This window comes from Paenibacillus sp. MABNR03 (assembly GCF_050455445.1).
Lineage (GTDB): Bacteria > Bacillota > Bacilli > Paenibacillales > Paenibacillaceae > Paenibacillus > Paenibacillus xylanilyticus.
This window is the reverse complement of sequence record NZ_JBCIYR010000001.1, coordinates 653887-670209: the sequence shown is the minus strand read 5'-3', so window position 1 is coordinate 670209 and position 16323 is coordinate 653887. Positions and strand designations below refer to the sequence as shown.

Here is a 16323-nt window from a genome sequence, read left to right as displayed (position 1 = left end):
GGGCATTCTTTAAAAAAAATATTATTTTACAGGCGATTCATAATGAGAACACTAACTGAATGAGCCGGTAAGTCAAGAACCACCGTGTCACCGTCCAGTCTGATCTCCTGTTCTTGCGGTACCACTTTCTCATCATTTTTCTGATTCACATTCGGAACATGAACCAATGCATGTTCTCCGCTGAGTGTAATCAAACGAGCTGCAGCCTTCACATTCAGTTCCTGAATGCGGACCTGTGTAGCTTTATCCACGCTGTCTGCATTGACCAGTTTTACATATACATGCTGTGCATCTTTCGTTACGGAATGGAACACCTCACGATTGTACGCTTCAAGCTTGTAATCCAAAACGCTGCTGGTCGTATGTCCGTCCGTGTAGGAGCAGATCAAGCTCTTACCGGTGTCCCCGCCATAATTAACAGTGATCGTATAATCGATATCGCTCTCCAACGGTTCATAACTGGCAGCTCTCATGTTACCTGCTGCTGAACTTGATGAATAGTCCCCAAGTGTGTAGCCTTCGACACCTTGTTTATACACTTTAACTCCCGTTGCTTCGCCACCATAACCGATCGCATATTCAATGACGTCTTTCTTTTCAAGTGAAATGTCCGTAAGTCCCACACCGACATAGAAACCATCCTCACCTGTCATACGTTTGGTTTCCACTTGCACTTTGTAATTGGTCCATTCCTCATTCAGAAGATATAACCCATTCAACCCACTCGGCTGTGATTTCAGAATAAGCCCCTTCCCAGCTTCAAGCGTATAACCATTCGCACCAGGAATCAGACCCCAAGCTGTACTGAGCTCCGCCATCTCCCTGAAATCCTCATCCAATAGCACACTGCCGTCCTCGTTTGATGTGACCGTGACACGCTTCACCAGGATGTCTGCGTTACCCGTTGCAATCTCGATCCCGCCACGCGGAATGAGCTTCACCGGCTTGCCTTTGCTGTACGTCGTAAACGAAGTACCGATCACCTGTTCTCCAACGTATTTTGCAAAAAGATGCTGAACGTAGTAATTCGGTGTGTACCATACCGTTTCATCGTCAAACCAGATGCAGTCCGGTGTCCAACGGTAGGTTCCGTCCGTCAGCACCTTGTTAAACAATGGCGCGTAAGCAGCCAAACGAACGACATCTGCATTGTTTTCAAAGCCGGTCATCACCGCTGCTTCAGCAACGGCGCCTGCGAGTGTATTTTTATCCGTGGATGCGTACTCTCCGACAAAGACCTTGGAGGTCTCCTTCCAGTTTATACGCCCATCCTCGTGATACGCTCGCTTATAATAGTTGTACCGATCCACGTTATTCAGCAAATAATCATTGGACCGATAATAGTGTTCGTCCGCAATGGTATCCATGTAATCGTCCTGATTCTCGTACCAGGTTACCGTTTCTTCGATGACCTTCTGACCATCCGCAAACGCAATCTGAGCCGATCCCGTGAGATTTCCGCTCAGGAATTTCCACCCCTGCTGGTACGCATCATCATCCGCTTGTGCACCAACCGTTGAAATAATATGCAATTCATGTTCAGGATAGTTCAGCTTCATATAGTCATCAATGGATGTTTTGAACACCTCAAAGTTGGCAAAGAATTCGGTTCCCCAGTTCTCATTACCCACACCGAGATAGCGCAGATCAAACGGTTCAGGATGCCCCATTTGACTTCGTATTGCCGCCCATTCGTTATGTTCAACATCTGTACTGAGGGCAAAATCGATCAGGTCGGTGAAGTTTTTGATGTAATAGTCCCTCAAAGCACCGCCAGCCGGATGTGCATAATCCGAGCGCGCCTGACACAAAACACCACAGGCCATCACCGGAACCGGAGCAGCATTCAAATCTTCAGCCAATTGGAAGTATTCCATATATCCGAGCCCCATTGTCATCATATAACCCCAGACATTGTAGTTCTCTTTGCGCAGCTCAACCGCTCCTACGGAATCCTTCCAGTCATACACATTATCCCAAATAAACGATCCCTCCGAGATGCAGCCGCCCGGAAAACGCAGAAACTTGGGATGCATGTTGACGAGCGCCTGAACCAGATCCTTCCTCAGCCGGTAGTTCGGGTTCCCTTTGTAGTTGGCATGGGCTGATGCGGATATTTCTTCTTCACCAGGATCTGCGCCCCATACGTCCCGGGGTATCAATGACACCATGTCGATGGAAATCTCGCCTTCAAAAGCGAGCACCAACTGTCCGAGAGCTGTCTCTGTGCCTGTAAGGACAATCTCCTGATTGTTACCCTCAACATCTGCATGGACAACACCGTACTTTTTCCAGGTGCCCCCTCCATGCACATGAAGAGAAACGGAATCACTGATTGTGTTCCCTTTTCCATCCTGCAATTGAATTGTGATTGCACCGGCCGACTCTGCTTTGGCCCAGATGGTGAAGTCGTACTGCGCACCTTTCTTGATGGACATGGCACAATGCTGATTGGTATCCGAGAATCCGCGATTACGAATCGTCGCTCCATCCTGAACCGTCACATAGTAGGCATTCGCATCGGGATCTTCAAGATTGAAATGCACATTCAATCCACCTTCATGCTGCACAATCATTTTTTCCGTATCGCCTGACCAGGCAAACAAAGGATCACGGTTCCGGCCGGTGGAACATCCACATTCGCCAGAAGCATGCGAATACGTATCAAATGCAAAGGATTCAAATGAACGGTTCTGAACAAGCTCTGCATAGATTCCGCCGTCCGCCGCATTGTTAATGTCCTCGTAGAACAAGCCGTACATCACCTCGCTGATATCAGCGACGGTCTGATTTCCATGGATTGTTAGCGTATAGGGTGGCAGACCCTCAGGCAGTACGGATACATCAAAACGCTGATTCAGCGTGCTCTCGCCCTTACTCAAAAGTGCATTCAGTCTAACCTCCTGTGCTGAGGAAATGGACTGGACTTCTCCTTGATGTGACAGCGCCTCAGGGCGATCGGACTGCCATTGCACCTTCACTTTGCCGCCAAGCAAATCCGCAGGCAGTGAAATGTCTTTGGTAATGATACGGGTCGGAAAAGATAAATATTTATCTCCTGCCAATTTGACAATCTCTTCGTCGGTCAACGATTCACACATCACTTCTATGACCTCGTCCATTGTCAGTCCTGCCTGATAAATCCGAAAATCGGACAGCGAGCCGGCAAAATCCGTATCTGCTGCGTACTGGGAGCGTCCGATGAAATTCTGGCTATAATTGGCCGAATCGGTAAACGAATCGAACCATCTGCGCAGCTTCGCATAGTTCCCGCTGGACGTCTGACTGATGGAGCCATCTGCAATTTTTTCTCCGTTCACATAGACAATCGGACCGGCACTACTGAGTGTACCTCCCTGAGTACCAATTACCGTCAAGGCCACGTGCATCCATTCTCCCGCAGCAAATCCCCGGCCCGGATCCACAACCAGATCATCTTCCGCGGATAATGTGCCTCTTAATTGTCTCGTCAAAAACAAATAGGGGCCCTTTTCGCCTTTACCGAAGTCAAAAATCCGCTCCCACACATTGACCCCCTTGTTCAAATTCACCCAGGTTGCCACAGTAATGCCCGTTTTATCGTTTACATTCTGAAATAGATCTGCCGGTAATTGCAAATACGATGTACCATTCGCTCCTCCTGCAAACGTAGCTGCAGCTCTCCCCTGCACTTTCTCTACCGATGGGACCGATTCACCTGCCGCAATGCTATCCTTCCCTTGACCCGAATAATCCTTACCGATGTTGTTCGCATCCTCAAACTTGTAGTGCGCAATGATCTGCTCCTGATAACTGCTCATCGTTATGCCTCCTATGTAGATACTTTAATAGTTCATATAAACATGAATGATTAATAAATTTATAAACATATTATATACTCGTAATAGTAATCATTTCAAATTGGATTTTCAACAGAAAAGTTCAAACCAGCAAGAAATCCATTAATAATTCAGTCTTCAAGAAGCAATTTTGCTTTTTGCACTCATCCTCAACAATATGGTTTACAAATATATAAATTAATTGATATTATAGCGAATGTAAGCGCTTGATTCAAACGATGTGCGAAAGGAGGACAGCACTGCCACTTTCACTGGTTGTAATTCTCACTTATTTTATTTTGTGAATGAAGAAAGGGGATACGTATGAAGCGTCATTTGGTCATTGCACTTAGTACGGCACTGCTCGCTGCACCACCTCTATCGCCAATCTCCGCTTTGGCGGACAGCACAGCCTCAACTGCTCTCAATTCGCAAAGTTCCACCACATGGAGCGAAAATCAGGTTCCAACCTTTAAGAACGTTTCCGTTCATGACCCTTCTGTCATTAAGGTTGAAGATACTTATTATGTTTTCGGCTCTCATCTGCAGGTAGCGAAGTCCAAAGACCTGATCAGCTGGGATTCAGTTGCATCAGGAGTTACGGATGACAATCCGGTCGTTCCCAATGTAACCAAGGAATTCGCCGAAGCCCTGCAGTGGGCTCAGACCGATACACTCTGGGCTGCAGACGTCATTCAGCTGGCAGATGGAAAATATTATATGTACTATAATGCATGCAAAGGGGATTCTCCCCGCTCTGCACTCGGGGTTGCCGTAGCTGACAACATTGAAGGACCGTACAAGGATCAGGGTATTCTGCTGAAATCAGGCATGTGGGATGAAATCAGTGAAGATGGCACCATATATGATGCGATCAAGCATCCCAATGTGGTCGATCCGGATGTGTTTTTTGATAAAGACGGCAAGTTATGGATGGTCTACGGTTCCTATTCCGGGGGCATTTTCATACTGGAAATGGACGAGACAACCGGAAAACCGCTGCCCAATCAGGGCTATGGCAAAAAGCTGACCGGTGGTAACCATAGCCGCATTGAAGCACCATATATGCTCTACAGTCCCGAAACCGATTACTACTATCTGTACATGTCTTATGGCGGACTCGGTGCTGACGGTGGATATAACATTCGCGTGGCACGCTCCAAGACTCCGGATGGCCCCTTCTACGATGCTGAAGGCAACGATATGATCAAGGTCATGGCTGACAAGGATAAACCGTTATTTGATGACCAGTCCATTGAGCCGTTTGGTGTAAAATTGCTGGGGAACTTCCTCTTCCAAAGACAGATCGGCGACCCAGGCACAGGCCAGGGCACAGGATATGTCTCTCCAGGGCATAACTCCGCCTATTATGATGAAGAGAGCGGCAAGCAGTTCCTGATCTTCCACTCGCGCTTTCCGAATCGCGGAGAAGAGCATGAAGTCCGTGTACATGAGATGCACATGAACTCCGAAGGATGGCCGGTCGTATCTCCTTATCGTTATGCTGGTATTGAGGGAGATACAGTACAAGTGACGGAGCAAAATGCTGCCGGTTCATACAAATGGGTTAATCACGGGAAGGATATTACAGCCGAGATTAAGCCGTCCCAGATCGTTCAGTTCACAGCAGATGGCCAGGTTACTGGTGCTGTCACAGGAACATGGAGTCTCCAGGGAAACAACAAGGTACGAATCACGTCCAATGATGTGGTTTATGAAGGTGTCTTTACCCAAGAGTGGGATTCGGATTCCCAGCAGATCGTACTGACCTTCAGTGCCCTCTCTTCCTCCGGTGTAGCGATCTGGGGAAGTCAGATGATTGCCTTGAAAGATCAGGATGTCGTACTGGCTGTGAAAAAGGATCTGAACCTTGGAAATACGGAGAATATCTTCTTCGATCTCTCCCTTCCCACCACAGGTACACGTGATAGTCAGATCACATGGAAGTCTTCTCTCCCCTCTGTCCTATCGGCTGACGGCGCAGTAAATCGGCCGCGCAGTGGTAAAGGGGATGCCAAAGTGAAATTGACCGCAACGATCCGAAAAGGAACAGCTACAGCTACCAAGACATTCAACGTGATCGTGCCGGAACAGGCGAAGGGCCCGCTGCTGGGTGAGTATACCTTTGAGAACAAAAAACTTGCCAAAATCGCCGAGGATTACAGCAAGAACATCTATCACGGTCAGGCCTTTAACATACTAAGCTCAGCTATTGGCAGCAAAAATCAGGCTGCTGCTTTTAACGGAAAAGACAGCTACATTCAGCTGCCTGGAATCCTCACGGACACGACAGACTTCACCTTCAGTGCCTGGGTAAACTGGGACGGGGGCGGGGCTTGGCAGCGCATTTTCGACTTCGGCAATGGTTTGACCCGGCATATGTTCCTGACGCCATCCCAGCATAATGGCGCTCTCCAATTCACCATTCATGATCAGGGCCGTGACCAGAGTCTAATTGCGGCTGAAGCGCTGCCCACCAAGCAATGGGTTCATGTGGCTGTCACGCTTCAAGGAGATACGGGTACCTTATATGTAAACGGAAAATCGGTAGCGAGCAGCTCTGAAATCACGTTTAATCCGAACGATCTTAACGTTACGGACGCCTATCTGGGCAAGAGTCGGTATGCTGCTGATCCGTTCTATCAAGGGAAAATGGATAATGTAAAATTGTATGACAAAGCGCTAAGCGCCAAGGAGATCCAGCGTCAGGCACAAGTTAAGCCTTGAACCGTTGAGCTGCTATTGCATCAACATCTGAATTATTCAAGTTGATCGCACCTAAAGCAGCCAATCTTGGAACTGCCCCCTTAAGTATATTAATATTTTTTTATCAACTTGTTTGGCATGTTTTCGGTATTGTACCGGGCTCATGCCTTTTCATTTTGACTTGATACGTTTGTGATTGTAGTGAACCATGTATCGTGCTAGTTCTTTCTTGAAATGTTCTACACTTTCATACTCATGAAGATAAAGAAACTCTGACTTTCACAATGCTATATATCTTCGTTGATAAGTTCAGTGAGATTAAGATCACCTCTACTTTCACTTTCCCCTACATTGGAGTCATTTCTATAAATATACCTCTTTGCGTGTAATGGACAAAATGCTTCTATTTCACGAATGGCAATCTCCAAAATGATATATGTATTCTAATTATTCTCTCACAAATTTTAATTTCACTGTAACATTATTCAACCTGCCTCGTTGTCTAAAGAGAAGGAGGAGGAAACTTGAAATGAGGAGTGATTTATATACCGAACTATTCAAGCAGTACCAATCCTCCCTGTATCTCTATCTATACCGAATGTGTGGATCACCGGAGACAGCTGAGGAGTTAGTTCAAGAAACCTTTTACAGAGCTATGGTTTCCATGAAAGCCCAGCATGCAGATTATGCCAGAGCCTGGTTGTATAAAGTAGCCCGTCATTTATTTATCGATTGGTATCGTAAATATCGTGGAGAAAAGCAAATGAATCAAGAGTTGGAGAAGCAAGGCGTAGAAAATACATATCGGACTCCTGAGGAAGTACTGACTGCCCGTGAACATACTATTCGTATTCAACAAGTGATGAAGAAACTGCCCGAACAATATCGTACCATCTTGTTACTGCGAGAAATGAACGAGTTATCTTATAAGGAACTTTGCGAGATTCTGGATATGAATATGAATCAGGTTAAGGTCACTCTTTTTCGTGCCAGAGAACGATTCAAAGCAGAGATGCTTCAAATGAAAGGAGACGTTTGAGTATGTCTAAAATACCACATGATGAGGAACGTGTATTTCAGGAAGATGATTTTGAGCATCAGCGTCCTGAATGGGGTCATCAGCAGTTTAGACGAATGGTATGGAAAACAAGATGGAAATTTTTCCTTAATGCAGGAGGAGCGCTTTTTCTAGTTTTTTTGGTCTATCACATTTACGTCTCAGCTCTCCATATCTATTTTGATCAATCAAAGGTACGTAACCATTTCATGCGTTCCATTATATCTGTTGTTGAAATGCACGGTGACGGACTTCGTGTAGAGAAAAGAATATCTGCTGAACCTTTTGAAGTAACCCCTTTTTTAACTCAAAAAGCTAATTTGAAAATATATCGACATGTGGGTTCATGGGAGGTAATCACAGGTGAAATTCAGGCTAAACTCAGTATAACCGGTAAGTTCACCTATTCTATTACCAATACAGGAGCGTATATGAATGGCAATAAACCCGGGCCTTTCTATCTCCCTTACTCATTGGTCGATGGTAAGTCTGATTATAATGATTCTGAGGAAAATAGCAGCCTCAAACGGCTAGCTGAAATTGATGATGGACATGTCGCAGAGATGTCATTATCCTTGAAAAACCTGGCGTCTCCCGATCAACTGATGAAGCTTCTTTCAGATTACGATGTTGCGGTGACTGCTATGCCGATTTATTCTGGCGAATTCACCCAGCCTGATGCTTCCTATTCACGGGCAGGTATGTACGACTATAATGTTCCTCATCTTAGCCTTAAACCTCTTTATGAATTTCATGAGAATGGAGCAAGATGGTTTAATTACTTTATCCCAGACGATGCAGGACAGATGCAGGAACAGGTTGAGGCCATGTTGACTGAACTAAAATGGATGATTAATCATCTTGAATATAATGAGGCTGCAAAAGATAAACAGCGCCTTGCCTACTTAGAGGAGAATGGAGTTCAAGTATATGGGGTGGTTGTTACAGGTCCCGTGAGAGAGTTGGAGAAACTTACAAAGTTAGCTGAATTCCATCATTTCCAATTGAGCCGTGTAGAGGTCTGGAACTGGGATTGAGATAGCAATTGGGCGGTTGACTAATCCTATTGTACCGTTAAGTTCGATATCAGTAAGAGATGATAACTATTAATCCAATGTATCATCTCTTTTTCAACTCACTTTAAGAGGTTTCATTTCTAAAAGATTCCTGTATCATTTGTATTAACATTAAAGACAAAAAAATACCGACCCTTCTACATCAAAGGCCGGCTTACCCAATTGGGAGAAGAAAACAATGGTTGTAACTACATTATATCCACCCTATGAAGTTATATACGTATTCTTCCTCTAACTCTATGTTTGTTTGAGCAAATCCGTAATATCAACGTTCATATGTTCAGTAAGCATTAAGGTTACATCGACTTTCACTTTGCTCCACAATAGTGTCATTTTATGAATGTAACCTCTTACCGAATAATTTACCGTTAAACTCAGCTCGGATCTCTTTTCATCAATGATTTTTATATGGTGCTCCTTTAAACTTTGTTTTGATTTGTACATCTCTAAAGCAATTTTCTTTTGGGTACCGTCCAAGTAGTCAACATACACAGATTTCATCTTAAAGTTTGAAGCGTATATTTTATGCTTATCTACCTCCAGAGCACCTAAAAGATAGGGGAGCTCTACCAGCCTCTTCACAAGTGCAAGTTCTTCAGAAGTCTGTCTCACCATACACGCCTCCTTCTTCAAGCTTAACAGTGACCAATTGATCAAAATCGACCCATTCAAATCCATGCTCCATTTCAATTTTGATTTTCTTTCCAAAGGTACTGACTGAAGTGACGATCCCGTGTATATACCGATTGCCCGACTCATTAAACACTTCAATGGTTGCTTGCAACGTATAGTTAAGCGACATATCTACATTTTGAGCAATCATCTCCCACTCATCTTCATGAATCAGTGGTTTCGCTTGATAATGAATTTGAGTACGATGCTGTATAATTCGTTCTTTATGTTGTGGAAGCATCATGCGGCTCGATTCCCATAATCCATTGGCCTCAAGTTTTTTGCTCATTTGTAATGCCCTCCAATTTTAGATGCTCTATCGATCGCTTGACCAGCAGCCGTAATGGAGCTCGCTCGTAAAATGGCAATGTCGCCAAATCGATCCTTAATGTCGTCCATCACCTGATCAATGGCCCGTTTCTGCTCCTGATCATCAAAAAAAGATAGTTGATATGTATCCGCGCTGGATAATTGAGAAAGGGACACGCCCACACGTCGCACAGGTTGCCCATCCCAGTGTTGATGGAAGATGCGTTTCGCTATCTTGCACACATCAACGGTTATGTTAGTAGGATCAGACAGTTTAACCTGCCTGTGAAAACCAGTTGGGTGGTCGAAATCCGCTCCAGACACACTTACGGATACAACACTACCCATCAGTCCCTTTTTACGGGCTCTTCTGCACACTTCTGTACAGATATCGAGGATAACCACTTCGATCTCCCAAGCCTCTGTGTAATCTCTAGGCAGGGTCATTCCGTTTCCGATATCCTTTTGTGTACTGTGCGTGTTGACGGTTACCGGCGAGTTGTCTAGTCCATTTGCGACTCTCCAGATGACCTCTCCATTAACGCCCCATTTACTTCTTAATTTGGAAAGAGGCGTATTTGCCAGATCTCTAATGGTTCGGATACCCATCTTCCACAGATGTTTCTCCATTCTTGAGCCAATCCCCCACATATCTCGGATGGGCTTATCTCCAATGTGGAGGTGTAACTCCTCTTTCTTTAAGTGGAAAATGCCACCCTCCGCTTTTTTAGCGATCATATCGCAGCACAATTTACTGATGATTTTGTTTTCACCAATGCCTGCTCTTGCGTAAACGCCTGTTTCATTATAGATTTTGTCTTGAATTTGCTTCGCCAAATCGATTGGATCATTACCGAATAGATGCATAGACCCTGTAAAATCAGCGAATAATTCGTCTATACTGTACGGTTCAACCAGATCGGTGAACTCCTCAATAATGGACATGATTTGAGTGGATACTTCGATGTATTCCTGCATGTGAGGTTTGACAATGATCAATTCAGGGCACTTCTGAAGAGACTGCCAGAGTGGTTCAGCGGTAGATACACCTTTAGCTTTGGCCAATGGACAAGCGGCAAGAATAATGCCAGAACGTCTTGCTGGATCGCCTGCGACGGCTAGTGGTCTATTTTTGTATTGAGGCATTTTTGCCTTTTCGACTGAAGCATAAAACGACTGCATATCGATGAGCATAATGGTTCGCTGCTTAGGCAACACTGAAATCACTCCTGTATATTTAAGAACGTATGTTTGTATATATATTATAAACCGAACACACGTTCTTTATGCAAGAGGTAAATATTTATATTCATCCGAGATAAGGTCATACTCAACATACAGAAAACGATGACTTATGACAAAAGAAAAACCCTGAGGCGGTAACCCTCAAGGTCAGTACATTAGCAATCATTAATTCACTTGTCTATTTGCAAATACATCATTCAATTGTCTCTACACTCAATAAATCGAAACCGAATTTACTTGGGATAATGAATGACCATGCTTATAGTGCAATCTCAATGCTATTATAAATGAAAAGCGTCCACTCATTGCTGAGTTGAACGCTGTATGATTATCGCTTGCCAGATCTCCACCATGGTTCTGTTGGGTACTCTCCGGTATGTATCCGCACTTGTTCTCCAATTTTCGGTGTTGCGATATCGACATTAGAGCTGCGCGCAGCCTGGCTAATCCGCTCAACCGGATCGTTCCATGCATGATAGGCAAGGGTGAATGCTCCCCAATGGATGGGAATAAGCAGTTGTCCTCTTACATCCAGATGGGCTTGTACCGTTTCTTCCGGCATCATATGAATATTGGCCCATCGTTCGTCATATTGTCCGCATTCCATCAAGGTTAAGTGGAATGGTCCGTATTTTTCACCAATTTCCTTGAAATGTGGACCATACCCGCTGTCCCCACTAAAGAAAACCCTAGTCTTTTGTCCGGCAATGACCCATGAGCACCATAAGGTGGAATTACGATCAAATAACCCTCTCCCCGAGAAATGTCTAGCAGGCGTGCAAGCCAGTGTCAGGCCCTTGAAGCGAAGTTCATCCCACCAGCCATGCTCGGTAATCTTGTCCGCAGATACACCCATCTGAATCAAGCGTCGACGCACACCAATCGGCACGATAAACCGTTCGGTTTTGTCCTTTAATTTTCGAATGGAAGAGTAATCCAGATGATCGTAATGGTCATGAGATAAGATGATTGCATCAATGGCAGGAAGATCCTCCGGTTCGATCGGCAGGTCGGTAGTATATCGTTTGGTGCCTGCCCATGACACCGGTGAAGGACGGTGACCCAACATCGGATCAAAAAGCAGTCTGTATCCTTCCAGCTCCAGCAAAAAGGCCGAATGGCCAAACCATGTCACCTGCGGATCATCGGCAGGGTTTAACGTTTGGGCGAACTCACTTTTCACCATTGGGATATTACTCACGGGTCTTCGTTCCTGACTACCCTTAAGAGAATCCCGGAGCATGCTCAGCATTGCCTTCAAATTCATACCCATGGATGTTGGAATCTGATTTTCGTATTTTTTCATCTAATCCCTTCTATCTTAGTAATGGTTTCGGTATGATATTTATCATAATCGTTTAATAATAGACTTATATTAATGGATTGTTCGTTTATAATCAATTCGCCTTCCGTTGTCTAATCCCATTTATCAACAAACCATTATGATTGGAGGACTGAGTATCATGGTTGAACTCATCCAGGACGTTATGGAAGATATGGACAAACAGCTGGATCGCATTAAAACAAGTCTGAACAGGCTGAGTGATGAACAGATCTGGACGAAGCTCCAGCCTGGGATGAACAGTGCGGGGAATTATTGCTTGCATCTTGCTGGCAATGAATATCAGAATCTTGTTACAGGGATTGGAGCAAAACCACTCATCCGGGAACGTTCGCTTGAGTTTGAAATGACGGGGGGACTCACCCGCGATCAATTGATTGCCAAGCTTCAATACGTGCGTTCAGAATCGAAGAGCATTTTATCAGGTCTCGGTGAGAACGACTTGTCCCGTGAAGTGACCATCCCCTATGAGCTGGCGGATTGGAATCGTATGAATCGCAGTGAAGACGAAGTCCAGGATGCTAAAGAACATAAAATCGTCCGCGCCATTTTAATTAAAGTGGCTGCACATTACGGCTATCACACTGGTCAGATTGTACTTTTATCGAAGATTTTGCAACCAACCGATGAGCATTTAACGGGGTTATATCATTAATGTGGCATTAGCATATCCTCTCGCCTTACAGAGGGATCTTAAGGAATAGAGAAGCGACAAATAAAAACGGAGTAGTTGCCTACCAAACCTTAACGAGGACCATATTCGTTGGGGTTTGGCTTGGCGTTCATTGTGACACCACAAGACTCGACCCTTGGGAGCGGAAGTGCTCCAGTGCCTGCTTCACCTCTGAAAACGTAAGTCCGTGGCGGTAAAAATAGTGCTCCAGCTTCTGCACTTCACTTCGATCGCCGCTGTACACTCTGTCTATTTTACGGATAATTGCCTGTTGTACATCGTTCTGCATCAAGCCTGCCGGTTCGCATAGCCAAAAATCAGTCCGTTTGACTTCTCCCCCCTTGGTCCATAACAAATTCTCATAACGAATGACATCCCAATCCCGATAACCTGACTGAATTTGCTGGAGTTCGGATGAAAACATATCGTAGATTAAATTTTGCGGAATATGACCATGGATCTCCCGATACTGTCTCAAATTGAAACCATCAATCCATTCGGTCAAAACAAAATTCCCTGTAGAGTAAGCATACAGTTCGGGAACATGCCGGTTGTTTTGCAATGACATCATCGCCTCGCATTCGAGTTCTCCACCGACTTTCCCACGCTTGGTATACACCTTGAGACAGTATTCCTGTACTTTATAGACAGCAGACTGTTTTCCCAATAGGGAAGCCTGCATGTTTAAATGCCCGTTTTGCTCATAGTGCCTGAGCATCTCCTCAATATGGGGAGTCAGCGGTTTAATGATTCTCATAAAAGACGTCTCCTCGATTCGTTAATAGAACTAAAACGTTTTCTATCATTTGATGAACAAAACTTCACTTTACTATTATTATCTCTAACATTGAAGTTGAACATATCCAATCTCGCCAAAACATGAACTATTTGCTTCCAAATTCGATCATGGGCTTCTTGACTTGGTGAACTGTCCTTTACTCTAATGGATGGAACCCGTTTCACGTCAAGTAACAAAAATGCAAAAAAAACGATGCCTCCCTGCGAGATCAGGAAGTGCATCGTTTGCTGACTAGCTAAATATTTTAATGCATTGGACCTTGTTGGCCTTGTTGCGAACCAACCTTAACCCGTTTCACGAAGAAGGAGATCACCAGGCCAATTACGGCGAGGACTAATGCAAAAACAAATGCGTTTTGTACTCCCGACGTGAATCCGGCGAGTTGATTCTCCGGGCTTTCCGGGTTAGTCACATTGCTCAGGAAGCGTGTCTGTCCCGCACTCAGAATACTTACCGCAACTGCCGTACCAATCGCTCCGGATACTTGCTGCAATGTATTCATGATTGCCGTTCCGTGAGGATAATACTCAGGCGGCAGCTGGTTCAGACCGTTCGTTTGAGCAGGCATCATAATCATCGAAATTCCGATCATCATGAACACATGCATCGTAATAATTGTACTTAATGCCGTTGTCGGCGTAATACCTGTGTACATGAACAGAACAACTGCCACGATCGCCAGACCGATGATAACAAGCCATTTCGGACCAAACTTGTCAAACAAACGACCCATAACCGGGGACAAGAATCCGTTCAGCAAGCTGCCCGGCAGCAAGACCAGACCTGCTGTCAGTGCTGTAACCGCCATACCTTGTTGCAGATACATTGGAAGGATCAGCATCGAAGACAACATCATCATCATACAGATGAAGATCAGGATCAAACCGATTGTAAACATTGGATATCTGAATGCACGCAGATCCATCATAGGCTGCTTCATTCTCAATTGACGGATGCTGAACAAGAGCAAGGACAACGCCCCAATGACCAGGGTGGTTACCACAACAGGGCTGGTCCAGCCTCCGCCAGTCTCTCCGTGTCCCCCGGCGCTGCTGAATCCATATACAATTCCGCCAAAACCAAGGGTCGATAATATAATGGAAAGAACATCAATTTTCGGCTTAGTCAATTTCGAAATATTCGGTAAGAACAACAAGCCGCAAATGAGCGAGATGATGAAGAACGGCAGTGAAATCCAGAAGATCCAGTGCCAGCTCAGATTAGCCAAGATCAATCCGGAAATACTCGGACCGCTTGCTGGAGCAAACATGATAACGAGACCGATTAATCCCATGGCAGCACCACGTTTTTCAATCGGGAAAATAACCAGAATCGTGTTAAACATCAGCGGCAGCAAGAGAGCTGTACCTACGGCCTGCAATACCCGTGCCACCAGCAAAATTTCAAAACTCGGTGCAATTGCAGCAACAATCGTTCCCGCAATCGAAAAAATCAGAGAAGTCGTAAACAACTGTCTTGTTGTAAACCATTGTAGTAACATACCGGAAACCGGCACCAAAATACCCAATACGAGCAGATAACCTGTCGTCAACCATTGAATCGTAGTAGGTCCAACCTCGAGCAAGGTCATCAGCGGTGTCAATGCCACATTAAGTGCCGTTTCACCGAATAGACCAATGAATCCGCTCAATAGCATCGCGAATAATATTGGCAGTACTTTATATTGCTTTGTTTCTTGTTGGTCCTGTACAGAACCAGCTTTCATGGAAACCTCCACGATCCCATCCTCCTCAAACATTATATCTGTTTCTCTCTTTGTGCAGACTTAATGGATCTCTCTCGCATTCTTTGCCACACCCGACAAATAATCAGCAGCCGTCAGCAGAGGCTGTTTATCCTGATTGGTCAGACTGATAATCAGCGCTCCCTCCATTAAAGAGATGACCAAAAGTCCCGTCTCTCGTGCTTTCTCCTCGCCAACACCTTCCATCATCAGATGTTTCGTAATGATTTGCTGCCAGTTCGCGAATACACCCTGACATGCGACACGCAATTGATGACTGATGCAGGAAGTCTCCACAGCTGCCCAAAAGCTAAATGGCAGAAAACCCGTGAAACCAGCCGCCTCCGTTTCATCTGCCATGTCATGGATAAATCGCTGAATGGCATCCCCAGTACTCTCATGAGCTGCAAAGGTATCCTCGAATTTCTGCATGATATGTTCATTGGCTTTCTGAATGCACTCGTGAGCGAGCTCTTCCTTACCGTGCGGGAAATAATGATATAACGAGCCTTTCGGCGTACTGCTCTCCTTAATAATCTGATTTAGACCGGTCGCATGATATCCCTGTGAAAAAAACAGTCTGGCTGCTGTGCTGACAATTAGTTCTTTAGCATTAGACTTTTCACTCAATGGAGCCACTTCCTTAATCTGAATTATAACAATCGGTCTACATAATTAAACCCGTTTCGATAAGCACTGTCAACTACTTTATCAAAGAAATGTTATGAAACCGCTAACAGTTTATTATCCCCATGTTAAATGATTGAGCAGCGATAAGAATATACCTGTTTAAGACACAACAAAGAGGCATCTGCCTACAGGCAGCACCTCTCTGTGTACATTCCTTCATTTAATGCAAAACAAATCTAATCCTACCTCGAC

Annotated in this window: 12 protein-coding genes and 1 pseudogene; 4 read left to right on the top strand and 9 right to left on the bottom strand. The window is 44.9% G+C overall.

Annotated elements, in window-relative coordinates; all coding sequences use genetic code 11:
- Positions 1 to 26: 26 nt before the first annotated feature.
- Positions 27 to 3800, bottom strand: coding sequence for an alpha-L-arabinofuranosidase C-terminal domain-containing protein (locus tag AAIH57_RS02905; RefSeq protein WP_430020476.1), 3774 nt, complete (start codon positions 3798 to 3800; stop codon positions 27 to 29).
- Positions 3801 to 4142: 342 nt separating this feature from the next.
- Here AAIH57_RS02905 and AAIH57_RS02900 point away from each other — a divergent pair, with 342 nt between their 5' ends.
- Positions 4143 to 6545, top strand: coding sequence for a family 43 glycosylhydrolase (locus AAIH57_RS02900; protein WP_430020475.1), 2403 nt, complete (start codon positions 4143 to 4145; stop codon positions 6543 to 6545).
- Positions 6546 to 6695: 150 nt separating this feature from the next.
- Here the strand turns inward: AAIH57_RS02900 and AAIH57_RS02895 are convergent.
- A pseudogene (locus tag AAIH57_RS02895) lies at positions 6696 to 6803 on the bottom strand (IS3 family transposase); the annotation flags it as partial.
- Between the two features lie 250 nt (positions 6804 to 7053).
- Here AAIH57_RS02895 and AAIH57_RS02890 point away from each other — a divergent pair.
- Complete coding sequence (locus AAIH57_RS02890) at positions 7054 to 7563, top strand: RNA polymerase sigma factor (protein WP_175396426.1); 510 nt, start codon at positions 7054 to 7056, stop codon at positions 7561 to 7563.
- Between the two features lie 2 nt (positions 7564 to 7565).
- A complete protein-coding gene (locus AAIH57_RS02885) occupies positions 7566 to 8618 on the top strand; it encodes an anti sigma factor C-terminal domain-containing protein (protein WP_430020474.1) in 1053 nt (350 codons plus the stop codon).
- A gap of 276 nt (positions 8619 to 8894) precedes the next feature.
- On the opposite strand, the gene AAIH57_RS02880 is transcribed toward AAIH57_RS02885, so the two are convergent.
- From AAIH57_RS02880 to AAIH57_RS02865, 4 genes are all read right to left on the bottom strand, one after another.
- Positions 8895 to 9272 carry a hypothetical protein gene (locus AAIH57_RS02880; protein ID WP_430020473.1) on the bottom strand — a complete coding sequence of 126 codons (378 nt, stop codon included), beginning with the start codon at positions 9270 to 9272 and terminating at the stop codon, positions 8895 to 8897.
- Positions 9253 to 9618: a YolD-like family protein gene (locus tag AAIH57_RS02875; RefSeq protein WP_175396422.1), complete on the bottom strand. Its 366-nt coding sequence runs from the start codon at positions 9616 to 9618 to the stop codon at positions 9253 to 9255. The genes AAIH57_RS02880 and AAIH57_RS02875 overlap by 20 nt, the downstream gene beginning before the upstream one ends.
- Positions 9615 to 10832 carry a DNA polymerase IV gene (locus AAIH57_RS02870; RefSeq protein WP_430021324.1) on the bottom strand — a complete coding sequence of 406 codons (1218 nt, stop codon included), beginning with the start codon at positions 10830 to 10832 and terminating at the stop codon, positions 9615 to 9617. Before AAIH57_RS02870 ends, AAIH57_RS02875 begins: the two co-directional genes overlap by 4 nt.
- 379 nt (positions 10833 to 11211) lie before the next feature.
- Positions 11212 to 12189 carry an MBL fold metallo-hydrolase gene (locus tag AAIH57_RS02865; protein ID WP_430020472.1) on the bottom strand — a complete coding sequence of 326 codons (978 nt, stop codon included), beginning with the start codon at positions 12187 to 12189 and terminating at the stop codon, positions 11212 to 11214.
- A 157-nt stretch (positions 12190 to 12346) separates the two neighbouring features.
- Here AAIH57_RS02865 and AAIH57_RS02860 point away from each other — a divergent pair, with 157 nt between their 5' ends.
- Complete coding sequence (locus AAIH57_RS02860; RefSeq protein ID WP_175396393.1) at positions 12347 to 12880, top strand: DUF1572 family protein; 534 nt, start codon at positions 12347 to 12349, stop codon at positions 12878 to 12880.
- Positions 12881 to 13007: 127 nt separating this feature from the next.
- Here AAIH57_RS02860 and AAIH57_RS02855 read toward each other — a convergent pair whose 3' ends face one another.
- The 3 genes from AAIH57_RS02855 to AAIH57_RS02845 all read right to left on the bottom strand — a co-directional run bounded on the left by AAIH57_RS02855 (position 13008) and on the right by AAIH57_RS02845 (position 16071).
- Complete coding sequence (locus AAIH57_RS02855; RefSeq protein WP_175396392.1) at positions 13008 to 13655, bottom strand: hypothetical protein; 648 nt, start codon at positions 13653 to 13655, stop codon at positions 13008 to 13010.
- A 286-nt stretch (positions 13656 to 13941) separates the two neighbouring features.
- A complete protein-coding gene (locus tag AAIH57_RS02850; protein ID WP_430021323.1) occupies positions 13942 to 15423 on the bottom strand; it encodes a DHA2 family efflux MFS transporter permease subunit in 1482 nt (493 codons plus the stop codon).
- 60 nt (positions 15424 to 15483) lie between these two features.
- Positions 15484 to 16071, bottom strand: coding sequence for a TetR/AcrR family transcriptional regulator (locus AAIH57_RS02845; RefSeq protein ID WP_430020471.1), 588 nt, complete (start codon positions 16069 to 16071; stop codon positions 15484 to 15486).
- Positions 16072 to 16323: the final 252 nt, after the last annotated feature.

Bases quoted from the DNA above. Each gene is read 5' to 3' on its own strand.
- AAIH57_RS02885 (WP_430020474.1), top strand. From the start codon at position 7,566: ATGTCTAAAATACCACATGATGAGGAACGTGTATTTCAGGAAGATGAT.
- AAIH57_RS02865 (WP_430020472.1), bottom strand. From the start codon at position 12,189: ATGAAAAAATACGAAAATCAGATTCCAACATCCATGGGTATGAATTTG.
- AAIH57_RS02880 (WP_430020473.1), bottom strand. From the start codon at position 9,272: ATGGTGAGACAGACTTCTGAAGAACTTGCACTTGTGAAGAGGCTGGTA.
- AAIH57_RS02855 (WP_175396392.1), bottom strand. From the start codon at position 13,655: ATGAGAATCATTAAACCGCTGACTCCCCATATTGAGGAGATGCTCAGG.
- AAIH57_RS02875 (WP_175396422.1), bottom strand. From the start codon at position 9,618: ATGAGCAAAAAACTTGAGGCCAATGGATTATGGGAATCGAGCCGCATG.
- AAIH57_RS02870 (WP_430021324.1), bottom strand. From the start codon at position 10,832: ATGCTCATCGATATGCAGTCGTTTTATGCTTCAGTCGAAAAGGCAAAA.
- AAIH57_RS02890 (WP_175396426.1), top strand. From the start codon at position 7,054: ATGAGGAGTGATTTATATACCGAACTATTCAAGCAGTACCAATCCTCC.
- AAIH57_RS02905 (WP_430020476.1), bottom strand. From the start codon at position 3,800: ATGAGCAGTTATCAGGAGCAGATCATTGCGCACTACAAGTTTGAGGAT.
- AAIH57_RS02900 (WP_430020475.1), top strand. From the start codon at position 4,143: ATGAAGCGTCATTTGGTCATTGCACTTAGTACGGCACTGCTCGCTGCA.
- AAIH57_RS02850 (WP_430021323.1), bottom strand. From the start codon at position 15,423: ATGAAAGCTGGTTCTGTACAGGACCAACAAGAAACAAAGCAATATAAA.
- AAIH57_RS02860 (WP_175396393.1), top strand. From the start codon at position 12,347: ATGGTTGAACTCATCCAGGACGTTATGGAAGATATGGACAAACAGCTG.